The organism is Bradyrhizobium sp. I71 (genome assembly GCF_022354745.1).
GTDB lineage: Bacteria > Pseudomonadota > Alphaproteobacteria > Rhizobiales > Xanthobacteraceae > Bradyrhizobium > Bradyrhizobium liaoningense.
Genome location: NZ_CP059398.1, coordinates 5900585 through 5917579, shown reverse-complemented (window position 1 = coordinate 5917579; position 16995 = coordinate 5900585). Strand labels below are relative to the sequence as shown.

Here is a 16995-nt window from a genome sequence, read left to right as displayed (position 1 = left end):
AGGCTGCCCTTGGCACCCTGCACCACCTTGGCCGGCTCACCTCCCGAAAGCAGACGTCGCCGAGTTGCGAGGGCAGGTCAGCACCGGGCCACAAGCTGACTTAAAGCTCTTGCACGCGGGAGAATGCCGCGAGATACGCGGCCCAATCAAAAACGAACGGGCCTACGTCGGCCCTTTTGATTTCAGGTTCGAACCCGTTCTCGTATGCAAAGTCAGACCACTGGACGGAGTTTTCGTCCCGAGAGACAAGGACCGTGATGACTCCGCAAGCGAGGTCAGCACATTCGGGGCAACCAAACAAAACAGCACGGTGACCAACTCCAGCTTGTAGGTCTAACGTGAGCATATTCACCGCCTTGACATTGAAGCGGCTGGCCAGATCAGGCTCGAAACAAGCATCAGAAAGACACCCACACATGTCAGAGGCAGACGCCTGAGTAGCTTTGAAGAGAGACACGCCGTTGACGACAAAGTCGAAGGTGTGCCTTTCGCGTTTTGGAGGATCGGCCTCGCTTCTCCGATGTAGCGCCGCAAGCTCGAGTTGATCCATCATCGCGCCACCACCCCGATATAATTGGCAATCTCCGCCATAGTTCTAATCCGCTACTGGTAAGACTGCTAGGTCCGCTAAGGGTCACAAGCTGCCGATCACATTCCAGATGGCAGACTTTCGCTTTGCGTTGGCCAGCCGACGCTTATGAGTACCCGCCCTACTCCACCGGCAGCACGTCGACGGCGACGCCGAGCTTCTGCTTCTGCGAGCCGACGATGACGCCGTCGACTGGCGAGACGTCGGAAAAATCCCGGCCGACCGCAAGCACGATGTGATCGTTGCCGATGAGAACATCGTTGGTCGGGTCGAGATCGACCCAGCCAAGCTCCGCCCCGCACCACAGCGACACCCAGGCATGGGTGGCGTCGGCGCCCTGCAGACGCGGCCGGCCCGGCGGCGGAATGGTGCGCAGATATCCGCTGACATAGGCGGCCGGCAGGCCGAGCCCGCGCAGCCCTGCAATCATCACATGGGCAAAGTCCTGGCAGACGCCGTGACGCTTGTCGAAGACCTCGTCGAGCGGTGTCGAGATCACCGTGGCCTTGGGGTCGTAGCGGAACTGGTTGCGGATGCGATGCATCAGATCGACCGCGCCCTTGAGGATGCCCGCGCCGGGCGCAAAGCTCTCCGCGGCATAGGCGCTGACCGGGCGCAGCACCGGCACCAAGGGGCTCGCAAAGACGTAGCCGACGGGCGAAGCCGGCCCGAGGCTCCTCGCCTCGAAGGCAAGGTCGCGAATGCTCTCCCAGGACGGGCTCGACGCATCACGTGGCGGCGGCTGGCGCGACACCGACACGCGCGAGCGCGAGTCGATGCGCAAATTGCGATGCGCGGCTTCGATCACGACGCTCTCGGTGAGCGTACCGAAGAAATCGCGCCGCACATTGCGCTCGGCCGGGCGCGGATGGATCTCGAGATCGTGCGAGATCAGCTCCTGGCCGCCGCCGCTTCTCGGCTCCAGCCGCAGCGTGCAGCGGGCGAAGCTGACGGGATGCTCGTACTCGTAGGTGGTGACGTGACGGATGTCGTAGATCACGCCAGCCCCGTCAGCTTTTCCGGCCGGCTGGCATTGGGACCGTGCGGGAAGTAGTGCTGCCCGATCGCATCGGCCAGGCTGAGCAGATCCTGCTCCAGCGCGAACAGGGTCTTGACCTCGAGCTTCTCGGCATCCGCGGTCGCGAGCATCGCCTGCATCGCCACCGCGAGCCGCTGCGGCTTCTCGATCAGGCCGTGCTCCTTCAAGCTCGGCAGCGCGGCAATGTGCTCGTTCAGCGTCGTCACCTGGAACGCCACCGACCGCGGATTGTAGCCGTCGAGCACGGCGAGGTCGCGCACCGGCGCCAGGATCGGCGCCAGCAGGTAACGCGAGCGGTAGGTGATCTGGCAATCCACCAGCGTCAGCAGGATGTCGAGATCCTCGTCGCCGGCCTCGTCATAGGCGAACTGGCGGGTGAAGCGCGTGGTGTTGATGGCGCGCTCGATGCGGCGGCCGATGTCGAGGAAGCGCCAGCCGGCGGCGCGGTTCATGTTCTCCTGCGCAAGGCCTGCAAAGCTCGCCAGCTCCTGCAAGGTCAGCTCGGCGGCGCTCAGCACGCTGTCCTCGCCCTCCACCTCGATGGCGAGGCGCTCGGCCATCTCGGTGATCACCTGCCAGGCATCGGGCGACAGGCGCTCGCGCAAGGAGGTCGCGGTGCGCTGTGCCGCGCGCACCAGCGACAGTGCCGAGCCGAAACGCTCCGCGCTCTGCAACGCTTCGGCCGTGATGCGCCCGGGAGCCGCCCGCGACGTCTGCGAGATCGCGCCCCAAGCCACCAGCAGACGCTGGATGCGTTCGGCCGATTGCAGCGAGGCCGCAGTGCCCTTGTTGGGCCCGCTCGGCGAGCCCAAAGCGCGCACCAGCCGCAGCGTCGCCTCGGCGCGCTCGAGATAGCGGCCGAGCCAGAACAGATTGTCGGCGGCGCGGCTCGGCAGCACGCCGGCGATGCGGCGGATGCGCACCTTGTCGGTCGCCGGCAGCAGCGTCGCGGTCGGGACCTGCTTGTCGGAGACCACCCAGACGTCGGCGGCGCGCGCACCGTCGCCCATCGAGACCGCGCGCGCATCGGCCTGCTCGGCGATCCGGCAGAACCCGCCGGGCATGATGGCCCAACCGTCGGGCGTGGCGGCCGCGAACACGCGCAGCACGAAGGGACGCGGCGTGAGCTGGCCCTGCTCCCACACCGGCATGGTCGAGAGCCGCACCACTTCCTGGCCGACATAGTCCATACCGCGCGCGGTGATGGCGTCGACCAGGCGCCGGCGGTCGGCGGCGTCCAGCTCGCTCGCGAGCACCGGACCGCTGCTGTCGAAACCGGGCACACCGCGCCGGTAGGCGCCTTCGATCGCGACCTCGTCGAGCCGCGCCAGCACCTCGTCGCGCGCCGCGCGCTGGCCGCACCACCAGGTCGCGATGTGCGGCATCTTCAGGTCTTCCCCGAGCAGGCGGCGGCTGAGCGCCGGCAGGAAGCCGAGCAGCGCCCGCGCCTCCAGGACGCCCGAGCCCGGCATGTTGGCGACGACGACGCCGTCCTTGCGCAGCACGTCGATCAGGCCGGGGACCCCGAGCCGCGAGGAGGCATCGAGCTCGAGCGGATCGAGCGAGTTGGAATCGACCCGGCGCAACAGCACGTCGAGCCGCTTCAGGCCGGCCACGGTGCGGATGTGGACGCGGTTGTCGCTGACCGCGAGGTCGTCGCCCTCGACCAGCAGGAAGCCGAGATAGCGCGCCAGCGTCGCATGCTCGAAATAGGTCTCGCTGAAGCTGCCGGGGGTGAGCACGCCGATCCGCGGCTCGTCGCGGTCGGCGCGCGCACGAAGGCTGTCGCGGAACGCCTCGAAGAACGGCGCGACGCGCGGCACGTTCATCGACTTGTAGAGGTCGGAGAAGGCCCGCGAGAGCACCAGACGGTTCTCCAGCGCGTAGCCCGCGCCCGATGGCGCCTGGGTGCGGTCGCCGAGCACCCACCAGCGGCCGTCGGGGCCGCGGCCGACATCGGCGGCATAGAGCGAGAGATAGCGCCCGCCGGGGGGCGGCACGCCGCAGACGGGACGAAGATATTCGGGGCTGCCGGCGATCGCGGCCGCCGGCAGCGCGCCCTCGGCAACGAGCCGGCCCTCGCCATAGATGTCGCGCAGCACGCTCTCCAGCAGCTCGGCGCGCTGGGTGATGCCGGCGCAAAGCTGCCGCCAGTCGGCCTCGTCGATCAGAAGCGGCAGATGGCTGATCGACCACGGCCGGTCGGCGCTGTCGCCGGGCGCGCGGTAGGTAACGCCGGCTTCGCGGAGATGGCGGTCGGCCATGCCGAAGCGCCGCTCGATCTCGTCGGGCGCCAGCGCGCCGAAGGCGTCGAAGAAGCGGCTCCAGACCGCGCGCGGGGCGCCGTCCGGGCCCAAGAACTCGTCGGGGATGCCGGGCAGCCGGCGATAGTCGCGGACCCATTGCGCGAGGCGGCGCTGGCCTTCACGCTGGCCCTGCGCCTTCTCCGCCTTGTCATCCTGTTCGGCTGCGCCCTCGCCCATGCGCGTCTCCCTGCCCCCGCATCATACTCATTGCAGGAGCGGGGTCCGCAAGTCGAGGGTCAGCGGAAACTCATTTGTGCGTTCCTCGGGCGGCGGTTGCATCGGACCCGGGGTATGGCCGTGATCCTGGAAGCGCGCCAGCCGCCGCGCCTCGGCCTCGTAGGTGTTGACCGGCTTGGTGTCGTAGCTGCGCCCGCCGGGATGGGCGACGTGATAGACGCAGCCGCCGAGCGAGCGGCCGTTCCAGGTATCGATCAGATCAAACGTCAGAGGCGCGTGAACGGGGATGGTCGGGTGCAAGCCGGAGGCCGGCTGCCAGGCCTTGAAGCGGACGCCGGCCACGGCTTCAGTCGAGCGGCCCGTGGGGGTCATCGGCAGGCGGCGGCCGTTGCAGGTGACGATGTGGCGGCCCTCGACGAAGCCCTCCGCCTTGACCTGAAGCCGCTCGACCGATGAGTCGACATAGCGCACGGTGCCGCCGGCCGAGCCCTCCTCACCCAGCACGTGCCAGGGCTCCAGCGCCTGGCGCAGCTCGAGCGTCACGCCGCCATGATGGACGCGGCCGAAGGCGGGGAAGCGGAATTCGAGCTGGGCCAGATACCATTCCGGCTCGAACGGGTAGCCGAACTGCTTCAGCTCGGTGAGCACCTCCAGAAAATCGTCCCAGATGAAGTGCGGCAGCATGAAGCGATCATGCAGCGCGGTGCCCCAGCGCACGAACCTGCCGGCCTGCGGCTCGCGCCAGAATCTGGCGATCAGCGCGCGGATCAGGAGCTGCTGCGCCAGCGACATGCGCGGATCGGGCGGCATTTCGAGCGCGCGGAACTCGACGAGGCCGAGCCGGCCGGTCGGTCCCTCCGGCGAATAGAGCTTGTCGATGCATATCTCGGCACGGTGGGTGTTGCCGGTGATGTCGACCAGCAGATGCCGGAACAGGCGGTCGACCAGCCACAGCGGCGCCTGGGTGCCCGGCGGCGGCACATGCGAGAGCGCGATATCGAGCTCATAGATGCTGTCGTGCCGGGCCTCGTCGATGCGCGGCGCCTGGCTGGTCGGGCCGATGAAGAGGCCGGAGAAGAAATAGGACAGCGACGGATGCCGCTGCCAGTACAGCACGAGGCTCTTCAGGAGATCGGGGCGGCGAAGGAACGGGGAGTCCTGCGGGCTTGAGCCGCCGACCACGACGTGATTGCCGCCGCCGGTGCCGGTGTGACGGCCGTCGACCAGGAAGCGGTTGGCGCCGAGTCGCACCTTCGCCGCGTCATCATAGAGTCCGGAGGTGATCTCCACCGCGTCGCGCCAGCTCTTCGCCGGCTGGACGTTGATCTCGATGACACCAGGGTCGGGCGTCACCTTGATGACCTCGATGCGCGGATCGAACGGCGGCGGATAGCCCTCGACATGGACCTGCAGCTGCATCTCCTCCGCGGTGGCTTCGAGCGCGGCGACCAGTTCGAGATAGTCCTCGATGCGCTCGACCGGCGGCATGAAGGCGCAGAGCACGCCGTCGCGGAGTTCGACCGACATCGCGGTGCGCACCGGGACGGAGGTGTTGAGATGCTCGGGCGCGGCCCGCGGCGGAGATTCCGGACGCGCGGCGAGCGTGAACACCGGCAGCTTGTCCCGCGCCTCCATCGGGTCCTGCTCGACGATGTAGGGATATTGGTTAGGCGGGACGTAACCGAGCGACCCGATCGGCAGGCGCAAACCGAGAGGCGAATCGCCTGGCATCAGGAACAGATGATTGCGCCGGAGTTGCCATCGCTCGCTGCGCCAGCGCGGCGGGGCGTTCCAGCGCTGCACCGGCAGCACGAAGCCGCGCGGTGTGTTGAGGCCCTCGTTGAACACGCGCGCCATCCGCGCGCGGGCTTCCGGATCCGACAGTTTGGAATCGGAGGGATCGACGTTGACGGGAAGCTCGGCCTCCTTCTGGAGCCAGTACGCGGTGTCCTCATAAGCCGGCATGATGTAGCCGGCATCGAGGCCGAGCCGGGCCGCCGTGCCTTCCATGAAGGCCTCGGCGTCCTTCACCTCGGCGCGGCGCGGATTTTCGATCTTGGCAATGAGGTCGGCGTTCTTCCAGATCGGCACGCCGTCCTTGCGCCAGTAAAGGCCGAAGGCCCAACGCGGCAGACTCTCTCCCGGATACCATTTGCCCTGGCCGTAATGCAAAAGGCCGCCCGGTGCGAAGCGCGTGCGCAAGCGGCGGATCAGATCGTCACCGAGCGCGCGCTTGGTCGGGCCGACGGCGTCGGTGTTCCATTCCGCCGCCTCGAGATCGTCGACCGAGACGAAGGTCGGCTCGCCCCCCATCGTGAGCCGAACATCCTGCGCGGCGAGATCGCCGTCGACCTGCTCGCCGAGATCGTTGAGGCGCGCCCATGCCTCATCGGAAAAGGGCTTCGTGATGCGCGGCGCCTCGCGGATGCGCCGCACGCTCATATCGAAGGCGAATTCGACCTCGGCAAAGCCCGCACCGCCCGAGATCGGCGCCGCGGAGCGATAATGCGGCGTGGCGGCGACCGGGATGTGCCCCTCGCCCGCGAGCATGCCGGAGGTCGCATCGAATCCGATCCAGCCCGCGCCCGGCAGATAGACCTCGGCCCAGGCGTGCAGATCGGTAAAGTCGTTCTCGACTTCGGGCGGTCCCTCGATCGGATCGATGTCGGGACGGATCTGGATGAGATAGCCGGAAACGAAACGCGCGGCGAGGCCGAGATGGCGGAACGTCTGGATCAGGAGCCAGGCGGAATCGCGGCATGACCCCGCGCAGGAAGCAAGCGTCTCCTCCGGCGTCTGCACCCCCGGCTCCATCCGGATGATGTAGCGAATCTTCTTCTGGAGCTCGCGATTGAGATCGACCAGGAAGTTGACGGTGTTCGGGGCTTCAGTCGGGATCGAGTCGAGATATTGCGCGAACAGGCGATCGGGCTTGACGGTCTCGAGATACGGCGCCAGCTCCGTCTTGAGATCCTTCGGGTACTCGAACGGAAAACTGTCGGCATAGGGCTCGACGAAGAAGTCGAACGGGTTGACCACGGTCATCTGCGCCGTGAAGTCGACCTCGAATTTCAGCTCGGTGGTCTTCTCCGGGAAGACGTAGCGAGCGAGCCAGTTGCCTTGCGGATCCTGCTGCCAGTTCACGAAATGATTGGATGGCGTGACCTTGAGCGAATAGCTCAGGATCGGCGTGCGCGTATGCGGCGCCGGCCGCAGGCGGATGGTCTGCGGGCCAAGGTCGATCGGGCGGTCGTATTTGTAGTGCGTGACGTGGTGTAATGCGACGTAGATCGACACGGGGTGCGATGCTCCAGCAGCTTTTTTGAGCAGAACACCTGATGTCGGTGCGATCAAGCACTAACAACGGGCAGACCGTGCCTAGGTAAGGTGCGGGGCGGTGATGGTGGTCGTTGTTCGGCCGCACCGGCGAGGCTGCAGAGCTACGCAGTCAGCCGCTCGCTGGACCATTTCGTGAGGATAGAGACCCCCTCACCCGGCTTCGCTTTCAGCGAAGCCACCCTCTCCCACAAGGGGGTTGGCGGCGTGCCGTCGCCGAAAGCCCTACGCCGCCGAGGTCAGCCGCTGCAGGAACTGCGTCACCTCGCGCCGGAGCGTCTCGACCTCGCCGTGGACGCGTTCGGAGGCGCTGTTGACGCGGCGTGCCACACGGCCGGTGTCGGCGGCGGCTTCGCTGATGCCGGTGACGTTGGAAGACACCTGCGTGGTGCTGGCCGACGCCTGCTGGACATTGTGGGCGATCTCGCGAGTGGCGAGACCCTGCTGCTCGATGGAGGTTGCGATCGCGGCGGTGATCGCGTCGATCTCGGCGATGGTCTGCGCGATCGCCTCGACCGCCGCGACCGAGTTGGTCGTCGACTGCTGCATCTCGCCGACCTTGGCGCTGATCTCCTCGGTCGCCTTCGCGGTCTGGTTGGCGAGGCTCTTGACCTCGGAGGCCACCACCGCGAAACCGCGGCCGGCTTCCCCTGCCCGCGCCGCCTCGATGGTGGCGTTGAGCGCCAGCAGGTTGGTCTGCTCGGCGATCTCGCTGATCAGCCTGACGACGTCGCCGATCCGCAGCGCCGCGTCGGCGAGCGAACGGATCTCGCTGCCGGCGCGATTGGCCTCGTTCACCGCCCGTCCCGTGCTCGCGGTCGAGCCGGCCACCTGACGGCCGATCTCGGCGATCGATGACGCCAGCTCTTCTGCCGCACTCGCCACCGTCGCGACGTTGCTGGAGGCTTGATCGGACGCGCTGCGCACGCCGGAGGTCTGACGGTTCGTCGTCTCGGCCGCCGCGGCCATCTGGCCGGCGTCGGATTCGAGATCGGTCGCGGCGCTCATCAGGCCGCCTGCGACCTCATCGAGGTGGGTGCCGAACTGCTTGGCGAGCTCGGCGATCTCGACGACGCGGCGGCCGAGGCTGTCGGTGCCCGAATTGATCACGGTGGCCGAACGGCGGAACGAGCCGGGCAGCCCGCGCGCCAGGATCTTGCGAAAATGCTTGCCGCGGCTGGCGTAGTCCATCGACGCCGAGGCTTCGCGGACGAAGGCATCGGTAATGTCGAGCATGTCGTTGACCGATTTCTGGATCGTTCCGATGCGGCCGGGCTGCCGATCGCTGAACACGCGCGCTTCCAGATCGCCATGGGCGGCCTTGCGGCACACCTCCGCGGCTTCATCGATCGCAGCCAGCGAACGGCGCTGATTCCAGAGCGTGTAGCCGAGCAGCGCCACGATCAAGCCGAGCAGCACGCCGGCGGGGGCCGCCGTCAGGGCGCCGGCCACCGACAATGCAAGGGCAGCAGCGGCGAGCAGACAGGCAAGGCCGGCAGCGGCTTGCGCCTTAGAGAGAGAGCACAAATTCATCGTAGGCGACACCGTTTTGCTTGAGCAGGCCGACCATCATCTCGAAGCTCGCGCGCATGCCGTCCTTGGCGTTGGCGTGGCGCGCCTCTTCGGCGCACAGAGCCTTGTAGATCGGCTTGATGCGCTCGATCTGCGCCGGATCGGGTTTGCGGCGGTTGGAATGATAGCCGACGATGTCGCCGCGATCGTCGAGCGTCGGGGTGACGTGAGCGAGCACCCAATAATGGCTGCCGTCCTTGGCGAGATTGACGACGTAGGCGAAGATTTCCTGCTTGGCCGCGAGCGTGTCCCACAACAGCTTGAAGACACAGCGCGGCATGTCCGGATGGCGGATCAGGCTGTGGGGCGCGCCCATCAGCTCCTTCCAGGAGAATTTCGCCATGCGGATGAAGACGTCGTTGGCGTAGGTAATGCGGCCTTTGAGATCTGTCTTCGATACGATCAGTTCTTCCTCACCGAGGAGATTTTCCACCCCAGTGGGACGTATCGCTTGCATCTGTTCGATCCTCGACAAAGGCCGGCCCGCAACGTCGCGGAGGCGCATCACAGCCTGTCTACGACAACAGTGTTAACCAGATGTAATCCCGGGAACTCCTGCGGGAGGCCTTGCCTCCGTATCACTACCTATCGCACGATCGTTGCACCTTGGACCATCACACGCGCTGCGGACATCATCGCCGGCCTCGGTTTGAGCGGCCTTTGACTGCGCTCGCGCGACGGCGCTCGCCCAACGCGACTACATTGTCGCGCCGAGCACCCAGGGCGCGAACTCGGCGCCGCCGAAATCGAAGCTCTCGCTCTTGGTCGGCTGTCCCGAAGCGGTCTTGAGAATGAGATCGAAGATGCGCTGGCCGCACTGCGCGACGCTCTCCTCGCCTTCGAGGATGGTGCCGCAATTGACGTCCATGTCATCTTCCATTCGCTTGTACATGGGCGTGTTGGTGGCGAGCTTGATCGAGGGCGCCGGCTTGCAGCCGAACACGCTGCCGCGGCCCGTGGTGAAGCAGACCAGATTGGCGCCGCCGGCGACCTGCCCGGTCGCAGCCACCGGATCGTAGCCGGGCGTGTCCATGAAGACGAAGCCCTTCTTGGTGACGGGCTCGGCGTAGCGCAGTACCTCCACGAGGTTGGTGGTGCCGGCCTTCGCCATCGCGCCGAGCGACTTTTCCAGGATCGTGGTGAGACCGCCGGCCTTGTTGCCGGGGCTGGGATTGGCGTTCATCTCGGCGCCTTCGCGCGTCGTGTACTCGTCCCACCAGCGCATCAGATCCACCAGCTTCTCGCCGACCTCGCGGCTGACGGCGCGGCGCGTGAGCAGGTGCTCGGCGCCGTAGGTCTCCGGCGTCTCCGACAGGATCACGGTGCCGCCATGGCGCACGATGAGGTCGCTCGCCGCGCCGAGCGCGGGATTGGCGGATACGCCGGAATAGCCGTCCGAGCCGCCGCATTGCAGGGCCACGGTGAGCTCGCTGGCCGGCACCGTTTCCCGCCTGACCTTGTTGGCGTCGGCCAGCGCCTCGCGCACGAAGGCAATGCCCGCCTCCACCGTCTTGCGGGTACCGCCGACCTCCTGAATGTCCATCGCGCGCAGGCGGCCGGCGAGCTTCTGCTCTTCCATCAGACCACCGATCTGGTTCACCTCGCAGCCGAGGCCGAGCACGATGACATGGGAGAAATTGACGTGCCGCGCATAGCCGCCGAGCGTGCGGCGGAGCAGCGCCAAGGGCTCGTTCTGCGTCATGCCGCAGCCGGTCTTGTGGGTCAGCGCGACCACGCCGTCGACGTTGGGGAAGTCGGCCAGCGGGTTGTCGCCCGTGAAGGGATTCTTCTTGAAGACGTCGGCGACGAGGCTCGCGACATGCGCGCTGCAGTTCACCGAGGTGAGGATGCCGATATAGTTGCGCGTGGCCACTCGGCCGTCCGGGCGGCGGATCCCCTCGAAGGTCGCCGGCAGGTCGAAATTCGGCGTCGGCTTGACGTCGGCGCAATAGGCATAGTCCTTGGCGAAATCGCCCATGCCGCAATTGTGCACGTGCACGTGCTGGCCCGGCGCGATCGGCACCGTGGCAAAGCCGATGATCTGGCCGTAGCGCTTGATCGGCTCGCCCAACGCAATCGGCTTGATCGCGACCTTGTGGCCGGAGGGAATGCGATCGACCGTGGTCACGCCGTCAGCCACGCTTGTTCCAGGCGGCAGGCTCGCGCGCGCGATCACCACACCATCATCGGGATGCAGGCGGATGACGGGGCTGATGGTCATGGGAGTCTCCTTCGGAGGCGAATAGCGAACGGTGAGGAGCGAATGGAAAAGGGAGCGGCGCCATCGCCCCTCCCTATTTGCCATTCGCCCAGAGCTCAGGCCTTGCCGCCCGAATCCTTGCGGGTGGCGTTCACCTGCATCTTGGCGTAGGTCGTCATCAGGCCGACCTCGTTGGACAGCGTCACCAGCTTGAAGCCCATGTTGATGGCGCGCGCCGCGCCTTCCGCGCCGCTGCAATGGATGCCCGGGTTCAGACCGCGCTTGCCGCACTCCTTGATGATCTTGTCGTAGATCGCGAGGATCTCGGGTTCGGTACGATCGAGCTTGGGCTCGAGGCCGTAGGAGAAGCCGAGATCGGACGGGCCGATATAGACCCCGTCGATGCCTTCGACATCGAGGATCGCTTCCATGTTCTCGACCGCGGTCCGGGTCTCCATCATCGGCAGCAGCACGATCTCGTCGTTGGCCGTCTTCTGGTAGGAGCCGGCGGTGCCGTACATGCCGGCGCGGATCGGGCCGTTGGAGCGGACGCCCTTCGGCGGGTACTTCGAATACGAGACGAGGTTCCGGGCTTCCTGCGGCGTGTTGACCATCGGGCAGATCACGCCATAGGCGCCGCCGTCGAGCACCTTGCCGATGATGCCGGGCTCGTTCCAGGGCACGCGGACCATCGGCGTGATCGGATGCTTGTCCATGGCCTGGAAGCACTGCACCATCGACAGATAGTCCTGTACGCCATGCTGCATGTCGACGGTGACGCTGTCGAAGCCGCATTGCGCGATCATCTCGGCCGAGAAGCCGGAGGGTATCGCAAGCCACGCGTTGACGACCGCCTTGCCCGACTTCCAGATCTCTTTGACTTTATTCGCCACGTTGCCTTCCTTCTTTGTTGATCTCACTCACTGTCGTTGCGAGCCACCGGGTCCGCGCGAAGCGCGGCCCGATGACGGGCTCCGCGAAGCAGTCCAGAATTTCTCCGCGATGACACTCTGGATTGCTCCGTCGCTGGCGCGCCTCGCAATGACGAAACGCGTCTAAGCCGTCGCCCTCTGGATGCTGACTTCGCTGACACCGACCTCACGGGCGGTGTTCACTATTGCCGCCCAGGTGTCATCCGGCAAGGGGATGCCGTTCCGGGTCCGCTCAGCGCGGGTCTTTCGCTCCGGATCGCCCGGAATCAGCACCTGATCGACCCCGGCCATCGGCTTGGTAGCGCGGATGAAATCGACGTAGCGCGACACTTCGGCGTCGAAAAGGTTGGAGGTGTCGACGACTTTCGGATCGACATAGAACGCCAGCATGCCGTTGGCAAAGCGCCGCCCACCCGAGGTGGCGCCGGTTCCGGTCAGCGCGCCGCCCAGGAGTTCGCACATGAAGGCGAGGCCCGATCCCTTGTGCTCGCCGAAGGCACGGATCGCGCCCGTTCCCCTGGTGTGATCGCGCGGCCCGTCCGGCGTGTAGGGGCCGTAGAGCACGGCCGGATCCTCGCTCAAGGTCCCGTCGGAATCGACCAGTGCGCCCTTCGGCAGCTTCTTGCCGCCGCGGCTCGCGACCAGCACCTTGCCCTCGGCGACGACCGAGGTCGCAAAATCCAGCACGATCGGGTCCTGGCCCTCACGCGGGATGCCGACGCAATACGGCGCGGTCGACAGCCGCTTCTCGACGCCGCCGAACGGCGCGACCAGCAGCGAGCCCGCGGCATTGACGAAATGCACGGAGACGAGACCTTCGGCCGCCGCCATCTCGGCCCAATCGCCGACGCGGCCGATATGGCCGGCGTTGCGCAGCGCGACCGCGGCAAGCCCGGCCTTCCTGCATTTCTCGATGCCGATCCTGACCGCCTGCGGCGTCACGGTCTGGCCATAGCCGAACTTGCCGTCGATCACCGCGAGCGAGGGCGTGTCGAGCACGAGTTCCGCGTTCTGATTTGGGACGACCGATCCGGTCTTCTGCCAGCGGATATAGACGGGAACGCGGATCACGCCGTGGCTGTCATGGCCGGTCAGGTTCGCCGTGGTCAGATAGGTGGCGATACGCCTGGCCTCCTCCGGCGAGGACTGCGCATGCGCGAAGACTTCGCTGACGAAGTCGATCAGCTTCTGGACCTGAATGGTGACCATGACGGCCTGTCTGTCTCCCCGGCGCCGACTTTGCAGCGATCGGCTTCGGCGGCACTTGAGCGAAAAAACGCGACCATGTCCATGGCCGCTGCCGCATGGGAGCGCATATCTGCTCTCACTCCTCGGGACTTGCTTCCTCGCTGGCGCCGAGCCCCGCGAGACTCCGTTCGAGCTCGCCGAGCATCTCCTGCAATTCGGCAAGCTTGCGTACGCCAAAGCGGCGCGTGATCTCCGCGTAGATCGCTTCGGACGTCGGCGCAACGGAGGCCATCAGCTTCACGCCGTCTTTCGAGATCGACACCATGCTGCGGCGTTGATCCGTCTTGGCGGTCTTGCGCTCGATCAGGTTGCGCGCTTCGAGATCGCGCAGGATGCGCGACAGGCTCGGCCCGAGCAGGAACGCCGTGCGCGCGAGTTCCGTGACCTCGACCGCCTCGATGGAAGCGAGCGCGCGCAGGATGCGCCATTGCTGCTCGGTCAAGCCGTGCTCGCGCAGCGAGGGACGAAACTGCCGCATCACCGCCTCGCGGGCCCGCAGCAGCGACATCGGCAGCGAGCGCGAGAAGTCGCGCATCGGCACCTGTCTTGCGGCAGGTCCTGCGGCAGGCGCGCCTCCGTTGGCGGGATCGGCGGGTTTCTTCGTCATGACGCCCCTTCAAGCCGCAGAATGTTTGCAGTGCAGCAAGCCCGAATTGTGTTTGACGCATTCACTTAACATGTTAAGTATCTCCGGGCACCACGATTTGTCAGACTAAAGATGGCGCTTTCCAACGATGATATCCGAGCTTGCGCGAGGCGTCTGCACCAGGCGGAGAAGACCCGCACGCAGATCCGGCAGCTGTCGCAGGAATTCCCTGACATCACCATCGCCGATGCGTACGCGATTCAGAAGGCCTGGGTCGAGGTCAAGATCGCCGAAGGGCGCATCGTCAAGGGCCACAAGATCGGCCTGACCTCGAAGGCGATGCAGAGCGCGCTCAACATCGACGAGCCCGATTCCGGCGTACTGCTCGACGACATGTTCTTTGCCGATGGCGGGATCGTTCCGACCGAGCGCTTCATCGCGACGCGCGTCGAGGCCGAGCTCGCCTTCGTCATGAGCAGGCGGCTCTCAGGCCCCGACTGCACGATGTTCGACGTCCTCAACGCCACCGATTTCGTCGTGCCGGCGCTGGAGATCCTGGACACGCGGATCGAACGCGTCGATCCGACCACGAAAGCGACGCGAAAGATTTTCGACACCATCGCCGACAATGCCGCGAATGCCGGCATCGTGCTCGGAGGACGGCCGATCCGTCCGCTGGACGCGGACCTGCGCTGGATCGGCGCGCTCTGCTTCAAGAACGGCCAGCTGGAAGAGACGGGCCTTGCGGCCGGCGTACTCAATCATCCCGCCACAGCCGTGGCCTGGCTCGCCAACAAGATCGCGCCGCTCGGCCTTGCGCTGGAGCCCGGCCAGGTCGTGCTCGCGGGATCCTTCATCCGTCCGATCGAGACCCGCAAGGGCGACACAATTCAGGCCGATTATGGCGCCTACGGCTCGGTGAGTTGCTACTTCGCTTAGGCCAACAAGAAGACAGGGAGTGAAACGGCGATGCCGCATTTCACGATCGAATATTCGGCCAATCTCGACGGCCGTCTCGACATCGGCACGGTGTGTGAGGTCGTGCGCAAGGCAGCCAGCGAGACTGGCATCTTCCCGCTCGGCGGCATCCGCGTTCGCGCCATCCGCTGCGAGCACTATGCGATCGCGGACGCCCGCCAGGACTACGGCTTTCTCGACATGGTGCTGCGCATCGGCGAGGGCCGCGATCTCAAGACACGTCAGAACGCCGGCGAGCACGTCTTCCAGGCGCTCTCGAAACATCTCGATCCCGTCTTCGCCGCCAGCAGGTTCGCCCTGTCGTTCGACATGCAGATCAACGACAAGGACACCAGCTGGAAGCGCAACAACATCCACGACGCCCTGAAAGCGGAGGCCGCCCATGGATAAGCCCACGCCGAATGCCGATGTGTTCCAGGCCAACCGCGACCGCGTCGCACCGCTCTTGGAGACGTTGCGCGCCGATGGCATCGGCCACATGATCGACGGCAAGGTCGTCGCCTCGATCTCGGGCGAAACGTTCGAGACGAAATCCCCGGTCGATGGCGCCGCGCTCGCAAGCGTTGCCCGCGGCAATGCGGAGGACATCGACGCTGCGGCAACCGCGGCTGCGCTTGCGTTCAAGTCCTGGCGCGACATGGGACCGGCGATGCGGCGCAAGCTGCTGAATCGCGTGGCCGATGCGATCGAGGACAATGCCGAAGACATCGCGGTGCTCGAATGCATCGACACCGGCCAGGCCTATCGTTTCATGGCCAAGGCCGCGATCCGCGCCGCCGAGAATTTCCGCTTCTTCGCCGACAAAAGCGCGGAGGCGCGCGACGGCCTCAACACGCCGAGCGACGAGCACTGGAACGTCTCGACCCGCGTGCCGATCGGCCCCGTCGGCGTGATCACGCCGTGGAACACGCCGTTCATGCTCTCGACCTGGAAGATCGCCCCCGCCCTCGCTGCGGGCTGCACCGTCGTGCACAAGCCGGCCGAATGGTCGCCGGTGACGGCCTCCATTCTGGCGAAGCTCGTCAAGGAAGCCGGCGTGCCCGACGGCGTGCTCAACACCGTCCACGGCTTCGGTGAAGAGGCCGGCAAGGCGCTGACCGAGCATCCCGCGATCAAGGCGATCGGCTTCGTCGGCGAAAGCGCGACGGGCTCGGCCATCATGATGCAGGGTGCGCCGACCCTGAAGCGCGTGCATTTCGAGCTCGGCGGCAAGAATCCCGTCATCGTGTTCGACGACGCCGATCTCGACCGCGCGCTCGATGCCGTCGTGTTCATGATCTACTCGCTCAACGGCGAGCGCTGCACCTCGTCGAGCCGCCTGCTGATCCAGCAGAGCATCGCCGAGAGATTCGTGGAGAAGCTGGCCGCGCGCGTGAAGGCGTTGAAGGTCGGCCATCCCCTCGATCCCGCCACCGAGATCGGGCCACTGATCCACGAGCGGCACCTCGCAAAAGTCTGCTCCTATTTCGACGTCGCGCGCCAGGACGGCGCGACGATCGCGGTCGGCGGTAAGGCTTATGACGGGCCCGGCGGCGGACATTATGTCGAGCCGACGCTGGTGACCGGCGCGCATGGCAAGATGCGCGTGGCGCAGGAGGAGGTGTTCGGGCCGTTCCTCACCGTGCTGCCGTTCCGCGACGAGACGGACGCGATCGAGATCGCCAACGACATCCGCTATGGCCTCACCGGCTATGTCTGGACCAACGACATGGGCCGGGCGCTGCGCGTGGCCGATGCGCTGGAGGCCGGAATGATCTGGCTGAACTCGGAGAACGTCCGCCACCTGCCGACGCCGTTCGGCGGCATGAAGGCCTCGGGCATCGGCCGCGACGGCGGCGATTACTCGTTCGACTTCTACATGGAAACCAAGCACGTCTCGCTGGCGCGGGGCACGCACAAGATTCAGAGACTGGGAGCTTAGAACCGCCGTCGTTCCGCGACGATGCGAAGCATCGGACCCGGAACCTCGAGATTCCGGGTTCGGCTCTTCGAGCCGCCCCGGAATGACGGGGCCTAACGAGGGAAAACGCAC

13 protein-coding genes are annotated in these 16995 nt (G+C 66.2%); 3 read left to right on the top strand and 10 right to left on the bottom strand.

Annotated elements, in window-relative coordinates:
- Positions 1 to 100 precede the first annotated feature (100 nt).
- The 10 genes from FJV43_RS28400 to hpaR all read right to left on the bottom strand — a co-directional run bounded on the left by FJV43_RS28400 (position 101) and on the right by hpaR (position 14006).
- The gene (locus FJV43_RS28400) at positions 101 to 553 is read right to left on the bottom strand and encodes a hypothetical protein (protein WP_239622311.1); all 453 of its coding nucleotides are present in this window, start codon (positions 551 to 553) and stop codon (positions 101 to 103) included.
- A 157-nt stretch (positions 554 to 710) separates the two neighbouring features.
- Positions 711 to 1589, bottom strand: coding sequence for a transglutaminase family protein (locus FJV43_RS28395; RefSeq protein WP_239622310.1), 879 nt, complete (start codon positions 1587 to 1589; stop codon positions 711 to 713).
- Entirely contained in the window at positions 1586 to 4111 is a 2526-nt protein-coding gene (locus tag FJV43_RS28390) for a circularly permuted type 2 ATP-grasp protein (RefSeq protein WP_239622309.1), read from the bottom strand. Before FJV43_RS28390 ends, FJV43_RS28395 begins: the two co-directional genes overlap by 4 nt.
- A gap of 27 nt (positions 4112 to 4138) precedes the next feature.
- Positions 4139 to 7408, bottom strand: a complete 3270-nt coding sequence (locus FJV43_RS28385) for a transglutaminase family protein (protein WP_239622308.1) — start codon at positions 7406 to 7408, stop codon at positions 4139 to 4141.
- A gap of 264 nt (positions 7409 to 7672) precedes the next feature.
- The gene (locus FJV43_RS28380) at positions 7673 to 8980 is read right to left on the bottom strand and encodes a methyl-accepting chemotaxis protein (protein WP_239622307.1); all 1308 of its coding nucleotides are present in this window, start codon (positions 8978 to 8980) and stop codon (positions 7673 to 7675) included.
- Positions 8958 to 9476 carry a PAS domain-containing protein gene (locus tag FJV43_RS28375; protein WP_239622306.1) on the bottom strand — a complete coding sequence of 173 codons (519 nt, stop codon included), beginning with the start codon at positions 9474 to 9476 and terminating at the stop codon, positions 8958 to 8960. The genes FJV43_RS28380 and FJV43_RS28375 overlap by 23 nt, the downstream gene beginning before the upstream one ends.
- 240 nt (positions 9477 to 9716) lie before the next feature.
- Positions 9717 to 11240: an altronate dehydratase family protein gene (locus FJV43_RS28370; RefSeq protein ID WP_239622305.1), complete on the bottom strand. Its 1524-nt coding sequence runs from the start codon at positions 11238 to 11240 to the stop codon at positions 9717 to 9719.
- A gap of 95 nt (positions 11241 to 11335) precedes the next feature.
- Positions 11336 to 12112, bottom strand: coding sequence for an aldolase/citrate lyase family protein (locus FJV43_RS28365; protein ID WP_239622304.1), 777 nt, complete (start codon positions 12110 to 12112; stop codon positions 11336 to 11338).
- Positions 12113 to 12274: 162 nt separating this feature from the next.
- Positions 12275 to 13360 carry a malate/lactate/ureidoglycolate dehydrogenase gene (locus tag FJV43_RS28360; protein ID WP_239622303.1) on the bottom strand — a complete coding sequence of 362 codons (1086 nt, stop codon included), beginning with the start codon at positions 13358 to 13360 and terminating at the stop codon, positions 12275 to 12277.
- A gap of 115 nt (positions 13361 to 13475) precedes the next feature.
- On the bottom strand, positions 13476 to 14006 hold the full coding sequence (gene hpaR / locus FJV43_RS28355; RefSeq protein WP_239622302.1) for a homoprotocatechuate degradation operon regulator HpaR: 531 nt from the start codon (positions 14004 to 14006) through the stop codon (positions 13476 to 13478).
- Between the two features lie 111 nt (positions 14007 to 14117).
- On the opposite strand from hpaR, the gene hpaH reads away from it, so the two are divergent.
- From hpaH to hpaE, 3 genes are read left to right on the top strand one after another with little or no spacing between them, the layout of a single operon-like run.
- Positions 14118 to 14924: a 2-oxo-hept-4-ene-1,7-dioate hydratase gene (gene hpaH, locus FJV43_RS28350; RefSeq protein ID WP_239622301.1), complete on the top strand. Its 807-nt coding sequence runs from the start codon at positions 14118 to 14120 to the stop codon at positions 14922 to 14924.
- 30 nt (positions 14925 to 14954) lie between these two features.
- Positions 14955 to 15353, top strand: a complete 399-nt coding sequence (locus tag FJV43_RS28345) for a 5-carboxymethyl-2-hydroxymuconate Delta-isomerase (RefSeq protein WP_239622300.1) — start codon at positions 14955 to 14957, stop codon at positions 15351 to 15353.
- Positions 15346 to 16884, top strand: coding sequence for a 5-carboxymethyl-2-hydroxymuconate semialdehyde dehydrogenase (hpaE, locus tag FJV43_RS28340; protein ID WP_239622299.1), 1539 nt, complete (start codon positions 15346 to 15348; stop codon positions 16882 to 16884). The genes FJV43_RS28345 and hpaE overlap by 8 nt, the downstream gene beginning before the upstream one ends.
- Positions 16885 to 16995 lie beyond the last annotated feature (111 nt).